The 15982-nt window shown below is 59.7% G+C and carries 19 protein-coding genes; 15 read left to right on the top strand and 4 right to left on the bottom strand.

Features of this window, described 5'->3' with window-relative positions; genetic code table 11:
• Nucleotides 1-81: 81 nt before the first annotated feature.
• From L2Y28_RS21055 to tusA, 4 genes are all read right to left on the bottom strand, one after another.
• A complete protein-coding gene (locus L2Y28_RS21055; RefSeq protein WP_022649674.1) occupies nt 82-1368 on the bottom strand; it encodes a TRAP transporter large permease in 1287 nt (428 codons plus the stop codon).
• A gap of 10 nt (nt 1369-1378) precedes the next feature.
• Nucleotides 1379-1888, bottom strand: coding sequence for a TRAP transporter small permease (locus tag L2Y28_RS21060; RefSeq protein ID WP_003861278.1), 510 nt, complete (start codon nt 1886-1888; stop codon nt 1379-1381).
• A gap of 12 nt (nt 1889-1900) precedes the next feature.
• Nucleotides 1901-2872, bottom strand: coding sequence for a TRAP transporter substrate-binding protein (locus L2Y28_RS21065; RefSeq protein WP_022649675.1), 972 nt, complete (start codon nt 2870-2872; stop codon nt 1901-1903).
• Between the two features lie 234 nt (nt 2873-3106).
• The gene (gene tusA / locus L2Y28_RS21070; RefSeq protein WP_000130627.1) at nt 3107-3349 is read right to left on the bottom strand and encodes a sulfurtransferase TusA; all 243 of its coding nucleotides are present in this window, start codon (nt 3347-3349) and stop codon (nt 3107-3109) included.
• Between the two features lie 169 nt (nt 3350-3518).
• Between tusA and L2Y28_RS21075 the strand changes: the two genes are divergently transcribed.
• The 15 genes from L2Y28_RS21075 (at nt 3519) to L2Y28_RS21145 (ending at nt 15982) form a co-directional block, all read left to right on the top strand.
• The gene (locus tag L2Y28_RS21075; protein WP_022649676.1) at nt 3519-4184 is read left to right on the top strand and encodes a 7-cyano-7-deazaguanine/7-aminomethyl-7-deazaguanine transporter; all 666 of its coding nucleotides are present in this window, start codon (nt 3519-3521) and stop codon (nt 4182-4184) included.
• A 72-nt stretch (nt 4185-4256) separates the two neighbouring features.
• A complete protein-coding gene (locus L2Y28_RS21080) occupies nt 4257-4814 on the top strand; it encodes a DcrB family lipoprotein (protein WP_022649677.1) in 558 nt (185 codons plus the stop codon).
• Between the two features lie 135 nt (nt 4815-4949).
• Nucleotides 4950-5999, top strand: a complete 1050-nt coding sequence (locus tag L2Y28_RS21085; RefSeq protein WP_003861270.1) for an AI-2E family transporter — start codon at nt 4950-4952, stop codon at nt 5997-5999.
• A 125-nt stretch (nt 6000-6124) separates the two neighbouring features.
• Nucleotides 6125-6847, top strand: a complete 723-nt coding sequence (locus L2Y28_RS21090) for a beta-ketoacyl synthase chain length factor (protein ID WP_022649678.1) — start codon at nt 6125-6127, stop codon at nt 6845-6847.
• A complete protein-coding gene (locus tag L2Y28_RS21095) occupies nt 6844-7659 on the top strand; it encodes a 1-acyl-sn-glycerol-3-phosphate acyltransferase (protein WP_022649679.1) in 816 nt (271 codons plus the stop codon). The genes L2Y28_RS21090 and L2Y28_RS21095 overlap by 4 nt, the downstream gene beginning before the upstream one ends.
• Entirely contained in the window at nt 7640-7897 is a 258-nt protein-coding gene (locus L2Y28_RS21100; protein ID WP_003861263.1) for a phosphopantetheine-binding protein, read from the top strand. Before L2Y28_RS21095 ends, L2Y28_RS21100 begins: the two co-directional genes overlap by 20 nt.
• A gap of 11 nt (nt 7898-7908) precedes the next feature.
• Nucleotides 7909-8160 carry an acyl carrier protein gene (locus tag L2Y28_RS21105; RefSeq protein ID WP_022649680.1) on the top strand — a complete coding sequence of 84 codons (252 nt, stop codon included), beginning with the start codon at nt 7909-7911 and terminating at the stop codon, nt 8158-8160.
• Nucleotides 8132-8731, top strand: coding sequence for a hypothetical protein (locus L2Y28_RS21110; RefSeq protein ID WP_022649681.1), 600 nt, complete (start codon nt 8132-8134; stop codon nt 8729-8731). The genes L2Y28_RS21105 and L2Y28_RS21110 overlap by 29 nt, the downstream gene beginning before the upstream one ends.
• The gene (locus L2Y28_RS21115; protein WP_022649682.1) at nt 8724-10070 is read left to right on the top strand and encodes an AMP-binding protein; all 1347 of its coding nucleotides are present in this window, start codon (nt 8724-8726) and stop codon (nt 10068-10070) included. The genes L2Y28_RS21110 and L2Y28_RS21115 overlap by 8 nt, the downstream gene beginning before the upstream one ends.
• Nucleotides 10057-10407, top strand: a complete 351-nt coding sequence (locus tag L2Y28_RS21120) for a (3R)-hydroxymyristoyl-ACP dehydratase (RefSeq protein ID WP_022649683.1) — start codon at nt 10057-10059, stop codon at nt 10405-10407. The genes L2Y28_RS21115 and L2Y28_RS21120 overlap by 14 nt, the downstream gene beginning before the upstream one ends.
• A complete protein-coding gene (locus L2Y28_RS21125; protein WP_022649684.1) occupies nt 10398-12089 on the top strand; it encodes a glycosyltransferase in 1692 nt (563 codons plus the stop codon). The genes L2Y28_RS21120 and L2Y28_RS21125 overlap by 10 nt, the downstream gene beginning before the upstream one ends.
• Nucleotides 12090-12092: 3 nt before the next feature.
• Nucleotides 12093-12515 (top strand): thioesterase family protein, encoded by a 423-nt coding sequence (locus L2Y28_RS21130; protein ID WP_022649685.1) that lies wholly within the window; start codon nt 12093-12095, stop codon nt 12513-12515.
• The gene (locus L2Y28_RS21135; RefSeq protein ID WP_022649686.1) at nt 12512-13117 is read left to right on the top strand and encodes an outer membrane lipoprotein carrier protein LolA; all 606 of its coding nucleotides are present in this window, start codon (nt 12512-12514) and stop codon (nt 13115-13117) included. The genes L2Y28_RS21130 and L2Y28_RS21135 overlap by 4 nt, the downstream gene beginning before the upstream one ends.
• Complete coding sequence (locus L2Y28_RS21140) at nt 13086-15407, top strand: MMPL family transporter (protein ID WP_022649687.1); 2322 nt, start codon at nt 13086-13088, stop codon at nt 15405-15407. Before L2Y28_RS21135 ends, L2Y28_RS21140 begins: the two co-directional genes overlap by 32 nt.
• The gene (locus tag L2Y28_RS21145; RefSeq protein WP_022649688.1) at nt 15404-15982 is read left to right on the top strand and encodes a DUF3261 domain-containing protein; all 579 of its coding nucleotides are present in this window, start codon (nt 15404-15406) and stop codon (nt 15980-15982) included. The genes L2Y28_RS21140 and L2Y28_RS21145 overlap by 4 nt, the downstream gene beginning before the upstream one ends.

Genomic DNA, 15982 nt, shown 5'->3' on the forward strand with positions numbered 1-15982 from the left:
CGGCAACCGGGTTGCCGTTTCTCGTGTTTGCCCCCTCTCCCCGCGGGAGAGGGCCGGGGTGAGGGCATCAGGCCGCACGCGTCACTGCATTCCTAACAGCCCCGGCAACCACAATGAAATCGCCGGAATGTACGTCACCATCCCCAGCACGACCAGCAACATACCATAAAACGGCAGCATCGCCCGCACCACGTGTTCGATCTTCTGCTTACTCACCGCACTCGCCACAAACAGCACCGATCCGACCGGCGGCGTGATCAGCCCAATCCCCAGGTTAACCATCATGATCATCCCAAAATGCACCGGGTCGATACCCAGTGCATTGGTCACCGGCAGCAGCACCGGCGTCAGGATGAGGATGATCGGCGCCATGTCCATCAGCGTGCCAATCAGCAGCAGCATGATGTTGAGGTACATGAGGATCACGTACTTGTTATCGGAGAGCGATGTGAAGAATTCGGTGATGCGCATCGGCAGTTGCATGTAGGTCATCACCGCCCCAAACGCCGCGGCAAAGCCGATTAAAATCATCACGATGGTGACGGTTTTCACCGTGCGGCACATCAGCTTCGGCAGTTCGCTCCACTTGTAGTCGCGGTAGATAAACATGGTGACGAAAAACGCCCACAGGCAGGCCACGGCGGCAGATTCGGTCGCCGTGAATATCCCGGACAAGATCCCGCCGAGGATAATCACCACCGTCATCAGCCCCCACAGGGCATCGAGCATGATTTTCAGCGCCTGCCTGAACGGGATTTTGTCCCCCTTCGGGTAGCCGCGCTTGCGGGCGAAGCACAGGCAGAGCACCATCAGGCTCACGCCCAGCAGCAGGCCCGGCAGCACGCCCGCGATAAACAGTGTGGCGATGGAGACCGTTCCCCCCGCCGCCAGGGAGTAAATCACCGAGTTGTGGCTGGGCGGGATCAGAATCGCCTGCACCGACCCGCTGGCCGTCACCGCCGCCGCGTATTCGCGCGGATAACCCTTCTTCTCCATCTCCGGGATCATCACGCTGCCGATAGACGCCGTATCCGCCACCGACGAGCCGGAAATCGCGCCGAAGAACGTCGAGGCGACAATGTTCACCAGCGACAGCCCACCGCGGATAAAGCCGACGAACACGTAGGCGAAATTCACCAGCCGTCGGGCAATGCCCCCTTCCGCCATGATCGCCCCGGCAAGAATGAAGAACGGGATTGCCAGCAGGGTAAATTTATTGACCCCGCTGGTGATCTGGATCATCAGCGCCTCCAGCGGCAGGTCAATCCACAGCGCGCCCGCCACGGCGCTTAAGCCGACGGCGAAGGCCACCGGCATCCCCAGCGCCAGCAAAATGGCGAGGGTGAATAACAAAACAAAAGCATCCATTGTTCACCCCTTAACTGTGATTGCCGATCAGCACGACCGGACGGTTTTCCTGCGAGCCAAACAGCAGGCGTTCAAGCACAAACAGGATCAAAATGGCCGACCCGACAGGCAGCGGCAGATAGCTTTCGCCGGAGGTCAGGAGCGGAAACTCCGCCACCGGCTGCTCCCACAGCTCGACGCAAAGCCAGTAGCTGTACCAGCACATCAGGCCGGAGATGAGCAGCATCAGCAGATCCACCACTCGCGCGCATACTCTTTGCAGCGACGCGGGCAGGCGGTCGGTGAGCATGTTGACCGCGATATGCGACCCGGCGCGATAGCTCACCGCCGCGCCGATAAAGGTAAACGTCACCATGCAGATAATGGCGATCGGCTCCGGCCAGGATTCGCCGCGATTGAGCACATAGCGAGAGAAGATGCCAATGGGGATCACAATCGTCATCACCAGTAGCGAGAGACCCGCCACCACCATTGCGAGCAGGTACAGACGGTCCATCCACTTCAGGTAGAGTTCGGACATACGTACTCCGGATTACTGAACGTCAGCGATGGCTTTCATCAGATCCTGATGCTTGTCGCCATACTGCGCGCGCACCGGCTCAGTGGCTTTGATGAACACCGTTTTGTCGATATCGTGGAACTTCACGCCGCCAGCCTTCATTTTTGCCAGCGCCTGGTCGTTATACGCATTCCACAGCTTGCGCTGCTCGAACTGCGCTTCGCGGGCCAGCGTCAGGATCTTTTGCTGTTCGTCAGCGCTGAGCTTGTCCCATTTCACTTTGGAGTAGAGCAGCATTTCCGGAGTGATAAAGTGGCCGCTCAGCGTGTAGTTTTTGGCGATCGGCATGTAGTTGTGGGCGATAAAGGTTGGCGGGTTGTTCTCCGCGCCATCGATCACCCCGGTCTGCATGCCGCTGTAAACCTCGCTGACGCCCATCGCCACCGAGTTCGCCCCCATCGCTTTCAGCGTGGCCAGCGCCACCGGGCTACCCTGGACGCGGATCTTCTTCCCTTTCAGGTCTTCCGGTTTAACGATTGGCTCTTTGGTGATCAGGTTGCGGGTGCCGGAATCCATCCAGCCGAGGAAGACCAGGCGCGATTTCGGGTTGGCGGTCAGCTTGTCGCCAATCTGCTTGCCGATATCCCCGTCGATCACCTTGTGCATGTGGTCTTCATCGCGGAATACGTAGGGCAGCGTAAACACTTCGATATCCGGCAGGATGGCGGCAACCGGCGCCATAGAGACGCGGATCATGTCTATCGCCCCCATCTGCGCCTGCTCAATCATCTGCTTTTCATCCCCCAGCACGCCGCCGGGGAAGACCTTAATCTCCAGCTTGCCATCGGTTTGTTGTTTGAGTTTTTCACCCATCTGCTGAACCGCCACCACGTTCGGGTAGCCTTCAGGATGCACATCGGCGGCTTTGATGGTCTGGGCAGAAACGGTGCAGGCAAAAGCAGACAGGCACAGAGCAGCCAGTAACGGCTTGAGGGTCGTTTTCATTGAGTCAACTCCAGGGTAGTGAAATAAGCGTTAAAACGATGTTTTAGTTTTTGACGTTTAAAAATTAGACTACGGCTGGAAAAAGGAGGGTGAAGCGCCTCACAAAAAGCGCGAAATTTTGAAACGATGGTTCGAAATTGTGATGAGTACTTGTCGGGTGGCGGCTGCGCCTTACCCGACCTACTACACCCGTAGGCCCGTGCAAGCGAAGCGCCGCCGGGCGTCAGGCCGCACTTACCCCTTACGAATCAAATACCGGTACGGCAAGGTCTCGGTTTGCTGCGCCACCAGCTCATGTTCCATAAAGGTACAAAAGCCGGGGATATCACGGGTGGTAGCCGGGTCATCGGCGACGATCAGCAGCGTTTCGCCGCTCTGCATGTTACGGACGGTCTTACGCACCATCATTACCGGCTCCGGGCAACGGAGGCCCTGAGCATCAAGCGTGTGGTCTGGGCTGGAAAACAGGTCGGTCATGTTCTTCTCGTTCAGGTAAAAACGGATGTAGTTTACGCCCCGCTATCGCCAATGCAAACCAGGTTAACGATTGCGTGAAAATTAGCCATTGCAAAGTGTCGTTAAAGCAGTATCATGCGGCGGCTTTATTGGGTTCCCTCACCCCAAATATTAATCAAAAAGGTACAATATGAACTCCTTTACACAATCGCAGCGCGTCAAGGCGTTGTTCTGGCTTTCGCTATTTCATCTGCTGGTGATCATCTCCAGTAACTATCTGGTACAGCTCCCCATCTCCATTTTTGGTTTCCATACCACCTGGGGCGCGTTCAGTTTCCCGTTTATTTTCCTCGCGACGGATTTAACCGTGCGTATTTTTGGCGCACCGCTGGCGCGGCGGATTATTTTTGCGGTGATGATCCCGGCACTGTTTGTCTCCTACGCCATCTCCTCGCTGTTTTACATGGGAAGCTGGCAGGGCTTCGAAGCGCTGACGCACTTCAACCTGTTCGTCGCGCGTATTGCCGCCGCCAGCTTTATGGCCTATGCCCTGGGGCAGATCCTCGATGTCCACGTGTTTAACCGCCTGCGTCAGAACCATCGCTGGTGGATGGCTCCAACGGCTTCCACGCTGTTCGGTAACGTGAGCGATACGCTGGCCTTCTTCTTCATTGCCTTCTGGCGCAGCCCGGACGCCTTCATGGCAGAACACTGGATGGAAATCGCTCTGGTGGACTACGCCTTTAAGGTGCTTATCAGCCTGGTCTTCTTCCTGCCGATGTACGGCGTGCTGTTGAATATGCTGCTGAAAAGACTGGCAGATAAATCTGAAATCTCCGCATTGCAGGCAGGTTAAGGGTTCGCTTTATCAGTTGTGATAAGATGAACGAATGAGCCGCTATGGCCGTTTATCGAAAGGAAGAAGTCAATGCGCAATCTGGTTAAATATGTCGGGATTGGCCTGCTGGTTGTTGGCCTTGCAGCCTGTGATAACAGCGACACCAAAACGCCTGCTCAGGGCGCGTCAGCAGAAAGCAACGCCACCGGTCAGCCGGTGAGCCTGATGGATGGCAAACTCAGTTTCTCTCTGCCCGCGGACATGACCGATCAGAGCGGTAAGCTGGGCACCCAGGCGAACAACATGCACGTCTACTCCGATGCCACCGGGCAAAAAGCAGTCATTGTGATTGTCGGTGACGATACCAGCGAAGATCTGGGTGTGCTGTCCAAACGTCTGGAAGATCAGCAGCGCAGCCGCGACCCGCAGCTTCAGGTGGTGACCAATAAGTCTATCGAGCTGAAAGGCCACACGCTGCAACAGCTGGACAGCATCATCTCCGCCAAAGGCCAGACCGCTTACTCCTCCGTGGTTCTCGGCAAGGTAGATAATAAACTGCTGACCATGCAGATCACTCTGCCTGCAGATAATCAGCAAAAAGCGCAGGCAACCGCTGAAAACATCATTAACACCCTCGTGATCCAGTAATCGTTCACCAGGATGACGTGGCCTCCGTCGCTTGCGCCGGGGGCCATTTTTTTTCCATGACTTTAAGACTAACGCTCCAGACGAAGCGAATCCGGCGCACTACAATTAGCAAGCCCCCCGGAAAAAGGAATTCTTATGACTGCCAGCCCGCCCGACAAAGCCGGACTTCATATTTTATTAAAACTCGCCTGCCTGGTGGTTATCCTTGCGGGTATCCATGCGGCGGCGGATATCATTGTTCAGCTTCTGCTGGCGCTGTTTTTCGCCATCGTCCTCAACCCGCTGGTGACGTGGTTTTTACGCCGGGGCATCAGCCGCCCGGTCGCGATTACCATTGTGGTGATGGTGATGCTGGTTGTCCTGACGGCGCTGTTCGGCGTGCTCGCCGCCTCGCTGAGCGAATTTTCCACCATGCTGCCGCAGTACAATAAAGAGCTGACGCGCAAGCTGGTCGATCTCCAGCGCATGTTGCCGTTCGTGAATCTGCATATCTCACCGGAACGGATGCTGCGCCGGATGGATTCCGAGAAGGTGATGACCTACGCCACCACGTTGATGACCGGGCTTTCCGGGGCAATGGCCAGCATTCTGCTGCTGGTGATGACGGTGGTGTTTATGCTGTTCGAAGTGCGCCACGTGCCGTATAAGCTGCGTTTTGCCCTGAACAATCCGCAGATCCACATTGCCGGCTTGCATCGCGCGCTGAAGGGTGTGTCCAAATATCTGGCGCTGAAAACGCTGTTAAGCCTGTGGACCGGCGTGATCGTCTGGCTGGGGCTGGTGCTGCTGGACGTGCAGTTCGCGCTGATGTGGGGCGTGCTGGCGTTTTTACTGAACTACGTGCCCAATATCGGCGCGGTGCTTTCTGCCGTTCCGCCGATGATCCAGGCGTTCCTGTTTAACGGTTTTTATGAGTGCATGCTGGTAGGAGCGCTGTTCCTCGTCGTGCATATGGTGCTGGGCAATATTCTCGAACCGCGCATGATGGGTCACCGTCTGGGCATGTCGACGATGGTGGTGTTTTTATCTTTACTGATCTGGGGATGGCTGCTGGGACCGGTGGGCATGCTGCTCTCCGTGCCGCTCACCAGCGTCTGTAAAATCTGGATGGAAACCACGAAAGGAGGCAGTAAACTCGCCATCCTGCTGGGTCCGGGTCGGCCAAAAAGCCGTTTGCCGGGATAACCGGGTGGAAAGGGTTAAAAGTGACGTTTATTCGCCAGCGCGACGACAACATTGTACGATGTGCGCAGCAAATCGCGCTGGCGAAGAAAAAGTCACAGAAACAGGTTTATCGCGGACGCGCGTAGATGAAATTTACACTTACCCTTATCGACTGGCAGGCAAGAGCGCCAGGACTCAGCGATGCCGACGAATGGCAGGCATGGTCACGCCGGTCTGACGCCATCGATCCTGATGCACCGCTGGCGAAACTGACCGATCTGCCGATGATGACCGCCCGCCGCCTGAATTCAGGCAGCAAGCTGGCCGTTGATCTCGGCCTGATGATGCTGCGCAAACACCGCATCGACGCCGTCGTCTACAGCAGCCGTCACGGGGAGCTGGAACGCAATTTTCGTATTCTCCAGGCCCTGGCGGCAGATCAGCCCGTTTCCCCCACCGATTTTGCCATGTCGGTACACAACTCGGCGGTCGGCAATCTCACTATCGCCGCGCGTCAGCCGGTTGTCTCTTCGTCGGTTTCCGCCGGTATGGATACCTTCCAGCAGAGCTTATGCGAGGTGCTGAGCCTGCTGCATGCGGGCTACTCACGCGTGTTATTGGTAGATTTCGACGGTCTGCTGCCGGAGTTTTATCACGCCGGGCTGCCGCCGCAGATGCCCGTCTGGCCCTACGCGCTGGCGCTGGTAATTGAGGCCGGAAATACGCTCAGCTGTGAAACGCACGCCAATCGCAGGCCTGAAGAGCCCTCGCTGCCGCAAAGCCTGCAGTTCCTGCGCCATTACCTGCGGGACGAGCGCCAGTTTACCCTGCCGGGCGAGCGCCTGCTGTGGCAATGGACGCGCCAATGAGAGGGTTACGTTCCCGCCTCGATCGGGTATGGCGCATGCTGATGACCGGATTGTGCTTCGCCCTGTTCGGCCTCGGCGGGCTGACGCTGTCGCTGGTGTGGTTTAACCTGCTGCTGATTTTCCAGCGTGACCGCACTCAACGTCGCCGCCTGGCACGCCGCACTATTTCTGCCAGTTTCCGCCTGTTCCTCGCGGTGGTACGCGGTGTAGGGGTACTGGATTACCATTTCAACAACCTGGACGTTTTGCGCGCCGAGCGAGGCTGTCTGGTGATTGCGAACCATCCCTCGCTGCTGGACTACGTTTTGCTGGCGTCGGTGATGAACGAAACTGACTGTCTGGTGAAAAGCGCGTTGCTGCGTAACCCGTTCGTCAGCGGCGTGATCCGCGCGGCGGACTATCTGATTAACAGCGAAGCCGACACGCTGCTTGCCGCAAGCCAGCAGCGTCTGGCCCAGGGCGACACCCTGCTTATCTTCCCTGAAGGCACCCGCACCCGGGTGGGAGAAGCCATGACCCTGCAACGTGGGGCGGCGAATATCGCCGTTCGCTGCAACAGCGCCGTGCGCGTGGTGGTGATCCACTGTAGCGAACGGATGCTGGATAAACAGAGCAGCTGGTATAACGTGCCCCCCAACAAACCTGTTTTCACCGTGGATGTTCGCGAACGCATCAACATTCATGATTTTTATGATGCGAGTCAGCACGAACCCGCGCTGGCGGCAAGGCAGTTAAACCGGCATATGCAGCATCAGTTAACAACCGGTCTTCAATCTTTGTCAGGAACGAAAGATGCAAGCGCTCTATCTTGAAATTAAGAATCTCATTATCTCTACGCTGAATCTGGAAGAACTTACCCCAGAGGATATTGATACAGACGCCGCGCTCTTTGGCGACGGCCTCGGTCTGGACTCAATCGACGCCCTTGAGCTGGGGCTGGCGGTAAAAAATCAGTACGGCGTAGTGCTTTCTGCCGAAAGTGACGAGATGCGTCAGCACTTCTATTCCGTTGCCACGCTCGCGGCTTTTATTCATCAACAACGCGCCTGAGAATGACCGCTATGACAGAACAACAAACGATTTATCAGGAAGTCTCTGCGCTTCTTATTACGCTGTTTGAAGTCGCTCCGGAGGATATTACCCCTGAGGCACGTCTTTACGAGGATCTGGATCTCGACAGCATTGATGCCGTCGATATGGTAGTGCACCTGCAAAAGAAAACGGGCCATAAAATTAAGCCCGAAACCTTCAAAGCGGTGCGCACGGTGCAGGACGTCGTGGACGTTGTGGAACAGCTTCAGCGCGACGCGTAACGTGCGTTCGATTCCAGTTCTTCCCGCCCTGACGGGGCTGATGCTGCTGGCATGGCCGTTTTTGATCGGCTTCGGGCTGGCGAATAATAGCCTGCACGGGATACTGCCCGTGATGGCGCTGGTGCTGCTGTTACGCGTCTGCCAGGCCCGTCGGCAGGGCGGTCCCCTGCGTTATCTTTTCGTGAGCGTGGCGCTGGCTGGCATAGCGCTTTGCGCGGCGAGCTACGTCCTGCACGCGCACCAGTGGGTGCTGTTTTATCCGGTGGTGGTGAATCTGGTGATGCTGGTGGTGTTTGGCGGTTCGCTGTGGACGGCAATGCCTGTCGTCGAACGGCTGGCGCGCCTGCGTGAACCGGATCTCTCCCCCGTCGGGGTACGTTACACGCGCCGGGTTACCCGGGTCTGGTGCGGCTTTTTTATTATTAACGGGGCGATCGCGCTGTTTACCGTAGTACACGCCGATATCCGTCTGTGGACGCTGTGGAACGGGATGATTGCCTATCTCCTGATGGGCACGCTGATGGCCGGCGAGTGGCTGGTGCGACAACGGGTGATGAAAAACGATGCTTAACCCTCTCCCGCTTAGCCAGTGGCTCAGTGCCCCCCGCCCTGACGACACCCCTGTCGCCTGGCAGGACAACCATCTCTGGACGCTTGGCGATCTGCGCCACGACGTCACTCAGCTGGTCGACACGCTGCGTGATGAAGAAGGCGAGCGCTGGGCGCTGTGCATCGAAAACGGCTATCTGTTTATTGTCGCGCTGCTGGCGACGCTGCATGCGGGTAAAACGCCGGTCCTCCCCGGGCACAGCCGGGCGGCACAGCTTAACGAACAGCGGGCGCTGTTCAGCGGCGTCCTGAGCGACACCACGCTCGATTTTCAGGGGCGACAGCTGCGGGTTGCTTCCGCTCAGCGGGCAGGCCATCCCTTTTCACCGCTGCCTGCCATCGATGAGATGCGCACGATCGAGCTTTACACCTCCGGCTCGACCGGCACGCCGCAGCGGGTGAGTAAGCCGGTGGTCAGCCTGGATCGTGAGGCTCGTCTGCTGGCGGAACATTTTGGCGAGCGTCTGGCAGGCTGTCACGTCGTCGCTTCCGTGGTGCTGCACCACCTGTATGGCCTGACGTTTCGTGTCGTCTTACCCATGGCGCTCGGCCTGCCGCTGCACGCCAGCCTGCTCAACTATGCCGAGCAGCTCTCTGCCCTTCCCGACGATAAACGCTATCTTTTCATCAGCAGTCCGGCGTTTCTCAAGCGGCTGGACGCGTCGCTGACGCCGCCCCCCGTCAACCTGCTCTTCTCCGCTGGCGGCGCGCTGCCCTGGCAGGAGGTCGCCGCGGTTCAGGCCTGGCTCAACGTCTGGCCGGATGAAATATACGGCAGCACAGAAACGGGGGTTATGGCCTGGCGCTACCGTCAGGAGGAAAGCATCCGCTGGCAGCCTTTCCCCGGCGTGACGTTTCACGGCGATCGCGTGACGTCGCCGCTGATCCCCGAGGCGGAGGGGGTCCTGCTGGATGATATCCTGCACTTCACGGCTGACGGGCAGTTCAGCCTCGTCGGGCGCCGCGGTCGGGTGGTCAAAATTGAAGATAAGCGCATTTCGCTCGATGACATTGAGCGCCGCCTGCTGGCGCTGGACGGCATCCGCGAAGCCGCCGCGCTGACGGTGACGCGCGGCGGGCGTCAGGGTATTGGCGTATTGCTGGTGCTGAATGAAGCGGTGCGTCAGCAACACGAACAGAGCAAAAAAGCGCAGGAGCTCGCCTGGCGTCGCGCCCTTCGCCCCTGGCTTGAACCGGTTGCCGTGCCGCGCTACTGGCGGATCGTTGATGAAATTCCGGTCAACAGCATGAACAAGCGCGTAACTGCGCAGCTACAGGAGTTGTTTCATGAAAATCCCTGAAATCGAACGCCGCGAGCCTGGCCCCGGGTATCTGGAGATAACCCTTTATCTTGATCCTGACCTGCTCTGGTTTAAGGGACATTTCGCCGTACAGCCGCTGCTGCCGGGCGTGGCCCAGCTCGACCGGGTGATGCATTACGCCGCCGCGCTGGCGCCGGGCTACCGTTTTCACAGTATTCAGAACGTAAAGTTCGCCGCCCCGCTGTTGCCGGAGAACACGGTCACGCTGCTCCTTGCCTGGCAGCCCGAACGCCAGATGCTGACCTTTAGCTACCAGCGCCATGCGGGTAACGAGCGCCACACCGCCAGCAGCGGGAAGATTCGCCTATGTCAGTAACCTTCCGTCCCTGCGTCCTGATCCCGTGCTACAACCACGGGGCGATGATGGCTTCGGTGCTGGCGCGCCTGGCGCCTTTCGATCTGCCCTGTCTGGTGGTGGACGACGGCAGTGATGAAACCACGCGCCGCACGCTTGAAGCGCTGGCGGCGGATCGTCCGCAGGTCACGCTGCTGCGCCTCGCCGAAAACAGCGGCAAAGGCGCGGCGGTGATGCAGGGGCTGAAAGCCTGTGCCGATCGCGGCTTCACCCACGCCGTTCAGGTGGACGCTGACGGCCAGCACGCTATTGAAGACATCCCCAAACTGCTGGCGCTGGCCGAACGCCATCCCGATGCGCTCATTTCCGGTCAGCCCGTTTATGATGACTCGATCCCCCGTTCGCGCCTGTACGGGCGCTGGATAACACACGTCTGGGTCTGGATTGAAACCCTCTCCCTGCAACTGAAAGACAGCATGTGCGGGTTTCGCGTTTACCCGATAGCGCCGGTAATGCGCCTGGCGGCGGGCACGCCGCTCGGCAGGCGGATGGATTTTGATACTGAAGTGATGGTGCGCCTCTACTGGCAGGGCAACACCAGCTATTTTCTGCCCACCCGCGTGACCTATCCGCCGGACGGGGTATCCCATTTCGATGCCCTGAAAGACAACGTGCGCATCTCGTTGATGCATACCCGTCTGTTTCTCGGCATGCTGCCGCGCATTCCTTCCCTGCTGATGCGTCGCCGCTCGCAGCACTGGGCGCAGCAGCAGGAGGTGAAAGGATTATGGGGCATGCGCCTGATGCTGCGCGTCTGGCAGTTGCTGGGGCGAAAGGCGTTTACCATCCTGCTGTGGCCGGTTACGGCCGTCTACTGGCTGACCGCCCGCGCTGCGCGTCAGGCGTCGCAGCAGTGGCTGACGCGGGTTAAAACGGTGATGGCACAGCGGCAAATGCCGCAACCCGTACGGCTTAACAGTTTTTCCCACTTCCTGCGCTTCGGTCATGCCATGCTGAACAAAGTGGCCAGCTGGCGCGGCGAAATGAAGCTTCATCGCGATCTGGTCTTTGCGCCAGGCGCGCAGGAGGCGCTGGGTCTTGACGATCCTCAGGGCAAACTGCTGCTCGCGTCGCATCTTGGCGATGTGGAAGCCTGCCGGGCGCTGGCCCAGCGCGAAGGGGCGAAAACCATCAACGCGCTGGTCTTTAGCGACAATGCTCAGCGTTTTAAACAGGTGATGGAGGAGATGGCGCCGCAGGCGGGCATTCACCTGATGCCGGTCACCGACATTGGCCCGGAGACCGCCATCCTCATTAAAGAGAAGCTGGATCGCGGCGAATGGGTGGCGATCGTGGGCGATCGGATCGCCGTCACCCCGCAGCGCGGCGGCAGCTGGCGGGTGATATGGAGCGAATTTATGGGCCAGCCCGCGCCGTTCCCGCAGGGACCGTTTATCCTGGCGTCCCTATTGCGCTGCCCGGTGGTGCTGATTTTTGCCCTCTGCCAGCAGGGAAAGCTGACCCTGCACTGCGAGCCGTTTGCCGACCCGCTGCTGCTGCCGCGCGGCGAACGCCAGCAGGCGCTACAGCAGACCGTCGATCGCTATGCGCAGCGGCTGGAGCATTACGCGCTCTTGTCGCCGCTCGACTGGTTTAATTTTTTCGATTTCTGGCAGCTGCCAGAGGTCAACGAGAAGGAGTAAAGGGTGCTGACCGATCCCCGCTTTACGGCTGAAGTTGAAATCACCGTTCCGTTCCACGACGTCGATATGATGGGCGTGGTGTGGCACGGCAACTATTTCCGCTATTTTGAGATTGCCCGCGAAGCGCTGCTCAACCAGTTTGATTACGGCTATCGCCAGATGAAAGCGTCCGGCTACGTCTGGCCGGTGGTGGATACCCGGGTGAAATACCGCGACGCGGTGACCTTCGAGCAGCGCATTCGCGTCCGCGCCCACATTGAAGAGGTTGAAAACCGTCTGCGCATCGCCTATCAAATCTTCGACGCGCCAACCGGGAAACGCACCACCACCGGCTACACCATTCAGGTGGCCGTGGAGGAAGCAAGCCGGGAGATGTGCTTTGTCAGCCCGGCCATTCTGTTCGAACGCATGGGGATCGCGCCATGAAGTGGATAACGCTACTCGCGCTGCTGGTAAGCCCGCTGGTGAACGCGGTCACGCTGGATGAACTGCAACAGCGGTTTGCAGAGCAACCGGTGGTGCGCGCACACTTCGAACAGATCCGCACGATCAAGGACATGCCTCAGCCCCTGCGCTCGCAGGGGGAGATGCTGATCGCCCGTGACAATGGCCTGCTGTGGGATCAAAAAGCGCCGTTCCCGATGACGCTGCTGCTGGATGACAAACGGATGGTGCAAATCGTCAACGGTCAGCCGCCGCAGACCATTACCGCCGACACTAACCCGCAGATGTTCCAGTTCAACCATCTGCTGCGGGCGCTGTTCCAGGCCGACCGCAAGGTGCTGGAAGAGAACTTCCGCGTCGATTTCAAAGACCTGGGTGAAGGCCGCTGGTCGCTGGTGCTGACGCCCGTTACCACGCCGCTGGACAAGATTTTCTCCACCCTTGATTTGAAGGGCGCGATCTATCTGGAATCCATTCGCCTGAACGATAAGCAGGGCGACACGACGGATATCGCCCTCTCCCGCCACCAACTGACGCCCGCCCGCCTGACCGATGCAGAACGCCAGCGCTTTGCCGCACCGTAACGCCCTGCGCCCGGCGCTGCTGTGGGCCGCGGTATGCCTGATCCTGCTGGGCGTGCTGCTGTCGCTGCTGCCTGGCGCGCGGCTGAACAGCAGCGTGCTCGCCATGCTGCCGAAACAGACGCTCGGCGCGATCCCTCCCGCCCTCAACGACGGATTTATGCAGCGCCTCGACCGCCAGCTCATCTGGCTGGTCAGCCCTGGTAAACAGCCGGACCCGCGCGTGGCGCAGCAGTGGTTAACCCTGCTGCAACGCAGCCAGGCGCTGAGTGTCGTAAAAGGTCCGCTGGATGCCGCCGGGCAACAGGCCTGGGGAGATTTCTTCTGGCAGCACCGCAATGGCCTGGTCGATCCGGCCACCCGCGCCCGCCTGCAAAACGGCGGTGAAGCGCAGGCTCAGTGGATCCTGTCCCAGCTCTACTCCGCCTTTTCCGGCGTGAGCGGCAAGGAGCTGCAAAACGATCCGCTGATGCTGATGCGCGGCGCGCAGCTCGCGCTGGCGAAGAACAGCCAGAAGATGCAGCTGATGGACGGCTGGCTGGTGACAAAAGATGCGGCCGGGAACTACTGGTATCTGCTGCACGGCGAGCTGGCAGGCTCGTCGTTTGACATGCAGCAAACCCACGAGCTGGTGACCACCCTCAACGCGATGCAGCAGACGCTGAAAAGCCAGTATCCACAGGCGCAGCTGCTCTCGCGCGGGACGGTGTTCTACAGCGATTACGCCAGCCAGCAGGCTAAAAAAGATATTTCCACGCTTGGCGTCGCCACGGTGCTCGGGGTGATCCTGCTGATTGTGTCGGTGTTTCGCTCCGTGCGTCCGCTGCTGCTGAGCCTGCTCTCTATTGCCATCGGCGCGCTGGCGGGGACGGTCGTGACGCTCCTGCTGTTCGGTGAGCTGCACCTGATGACGCTGGTGATGAGCATGAGCATCATCGGCATCTCGGCGGACTATACGATTTACTACCTCACGGAGCGGATGGTGCACGGCGCGGAACACTCGCCCTGGCAAAGCCTGGCAAAAGTGCGTAACGCGCTGCTGCTGGCGCTGCTGACCACCGTCGTGGCGTATCTCTTCATGATGCTGGCCCCCTTCCCCGGCATTCGTCAGATGGCGGTGTTCGCCGCCGCAGGGCTGAGCGCCTCGTGCCTGACGGTAATTTTCTGGCACCCGTGGTTGTGCCGTGGCTTGCCGGTTCGCCCGATCCCCCTGAGAGGGATGATGCAGCGCTGGCTGAACGCCTGGCGCGACAGCAAAACCCTCTCCGTCGGGCTGCCGGTAGCACTGGCGCTGCTCTCCGCCATCGGGATCGCCAGCCTGCGGGTGGATGACGATATCGCCCGGCTTCAGGCGCTGCCGCAGGACATTCTGGCGCAGGAAAAAACCATCACCGCCCTGACCGGGCAAAATGTCGATCAGAAGTGGTTCGTGGTGTATGGCGAGTCGGCTCAGGAAACGCTGGAGCGGCTGGAGGCGTTTACCCCGGCGCTGGCGCAGGCGCAAAAAGCCGGAGAATTAACCCGCTGGCGCACCCTGCCGCTGAACTCGCTGGCGCGGCAGAACAGCGATCTGCAACTTCTGCGTAACGCCGCGCCGACGGTGACGAAAATGCTGCAAAGCACGGGGCTGAATGCCGTCGCCCCGAATCTGAACGCCATGCCTGTCAGCGTGGAGGCGTGGCTTGCCAGTCCGGCCAGCGAGGGCTGGCGTTTGCTGTGGCTGACGCTGCCGGACGGCAAAAGCGGTGTGCTGGTCCCGGTCGATGGCGTCAGAAACAGCGCTGCGCTCGGTGAGCTGGCCGCCCGCCATCCCAGAGTCGTCTGGGTTGACCGTAAGGCCAGCTTCGACAGCCTGTTTGCACTCTACCGCGCGCTGCTGACGGGGCTGCTGGGCGTGGCGCTGGCGGTGATTGCCTGCGGCGCGGTGGTGCGCCTCGGCTGGCGAAAAGGGCTGGTGGCGCTGGTGCCGTCCGTGCTGTCGCTGGGCGGCGGGCTGGCGGCGCTGGCCGTGACGGGCCATCCGGTGAACCTGTTTTCCCTGCTGGCGCTGGTGCTGGTCCTCGGCATTGGCATCAACTACACGCTGTTTTTCAGCAACCCGCGCGGCACGCCGCTGACCTCCATGCTGGCGATTACCCTCGCCATGATGACCACCCTACTGACGCTGGGGATGCTGGTGTTCAGCACCACTCAGGCCATCAGCAGCTTTGGCATTGTGCTGGTGAGCGGTATCTTCACCGCGTTCCTGCTCGCCCCGCTGGCGATGCCGACTAACAAAGAGAACTTACCATGACCCGTTTCATTCGCCTGGCGGCAGTGATGATGACCCTGTTGCTGGCGGGGTGTAGCCATACGACGAACCACGATGACGCGCGTCCTCAGGCCTGGCTCCAGCCCGGTACCCGCGTCACGCTGCCACCGCCGGGCATCACGCCTGCCATCCGCGCGCAGCAGTTGCTTACCGGCAGTTTTAAAGGCCAGACCCAGTCGCTGCTGGTGATGCTGAACGCCGATGGAAATAAAGTGACGCTTGCCGGCCTCTCCTCCGTCGGGATCCGCCTGTTCCTCGCCACCTACGACGACACCGGGATCCACACCGAGCAGTCGGTTGTGATGCCGCAGTTGCCGCCCGCCAGCCAGGTGCTGGCCGACGTGATGCTCAGCCACTGGCCGCTCAGCGCCTGGCAGCCGCAGTTGCCGAAAGGCTGGACGCTGAACGATACTGACACCAGACGCGAACTGCGCAACCCCGATGGCAAGCTGGTCACGGAAATTGCCTACCTGAACCGTAACGGCAGGCGCGAACCGATTAGCATTGTGCAGCACGCTTTTCACTACCACATCACCATTCAATATCTGGGTGACTGA

Source organism: Enterobacter sp. JH25 (assembly GCF_021725435.1).
Lineage (GTDB): Bacteria > Pseudomonadota > Gammaproteobacteria > Enterobacterales > Enterobacteriaceae > Enterobacter > Enterobacter intestinihominis.

Coding starts and splice junctions, on each gene's coding strand:
- L2Y28_RS21055 (WP_022649674.1), bottom strand. CDS start 1,368: ATGGATGCTTTTGTTTTGTTATTCACCCTCGCCATTTTGCTGGCGCTG.
- L2Y28_RS21060 (WP_003861278.1), bottom strand. CDS start 1,888: ATGTCCGAACTCTACCTGAAGTGGATGGACCGTCTGTACCTGCTCGCA.
- L2Y28_RS21065 (WP_022649675.1), bottom strand. CDS start 2,872: ATGAAAACGACCCTCAAGCCGTTACTGGCTGCTCTGTGCCTGTCTGCT.
- tusA (WP_000130627.1), bottom strand. CDS start 3,349: ATGACCGACCTGTTTTCCAGCCCAGACCACACGCTTGATGCTCAGGGC.
- L2Y28_RS21075 (WP_022649676.1), top strand. CDS start 3,519: ATGAACTCCTTTACACAATCGCAGCGCGTCAAGGCGTTGTTCTGGCTT.
- L2Y28_RS21080 (WP_022649677.1), top strand. CDS start 4,257: ATGCGCAATCTGGTTAAATATGTCGGGATTGGCCTGCTGGTTGTTGGC.
- L2Y28_RS21085 (WP_003861270.1), top strand. CDS start 4,950: ATGACTGCCAGCCCGCCCGACAAAGCCGGACTTCATATTTTATTAAAA.
- L2Y28_RS21090 (WP_022649678.1), top strand. CDS start 6,125: ATGAAATTTACACTTACCCTTATCGACTGGCAGGCAAGAGCGCCAGGA.
- L2Y28_RS21095 (WP_022649679.1), top strand. CDS start 6,844: ATGAGAGGGTTACGTTCCCGCCTCGATCGGGTATGGCGCATGCTGATG.
- L2Y28_RS21100 (WP_003861263.1), top strand. CDS start 7,640: ATGCAAGCGCTCTATCTTGAAATTAAGAATCTCATTATCTCTACGCTG.
- L2Y28_RS21105 (WP_022649680.1), top strand. CDS start 7,909: ATGACAGAACAACAAACGATTTATCAGGAAGTCTCTGCGCTTCTTATT.
- L2Y28_RS21115 (WP_022649682.1), top strand. CDS start 8,724: ATGCTTAACCCTCTCCCGCTTAGCCAGTGGCTCAGTGCCCCCCGCCCT.
- L2Y28_RS21120 (WP_022649683.1), top strand. CDS start 10,057: ATGAAAATCCCTGAAATCGAACGCCGCGAGCCTGGCCCCGGGTATCTG.
- L2Y28_RS21125 (WP_022649684.1), top strand. CDS start 10,398: ATGTCAGTAACCTTCCGTCCCTGCGTCCTGATCCCGTGCTACAACCAC.
- L2Y28_RS21135 (WP_022649686.1), top strand. CDS start 12,512: ATGAAGTGGATAACGCTACTCGCGCTGCTGGTAAGCCCGCTGGTGAAC.
- L2Y28_RS21140 (WP_022649687.1), top strand. CDS start 13,086: ATGCAGAACGCCAGCGCTTTGCCGCACCGTAACGCCCTGCGCCCGGCG.
- L2Y28_RS21145 (WP_022649688.1), top strand. CDS start 15,404: ATGACCCGTTTCATTCGCCTGGCGGCAGTGATGATGACCCTGTTGCTG.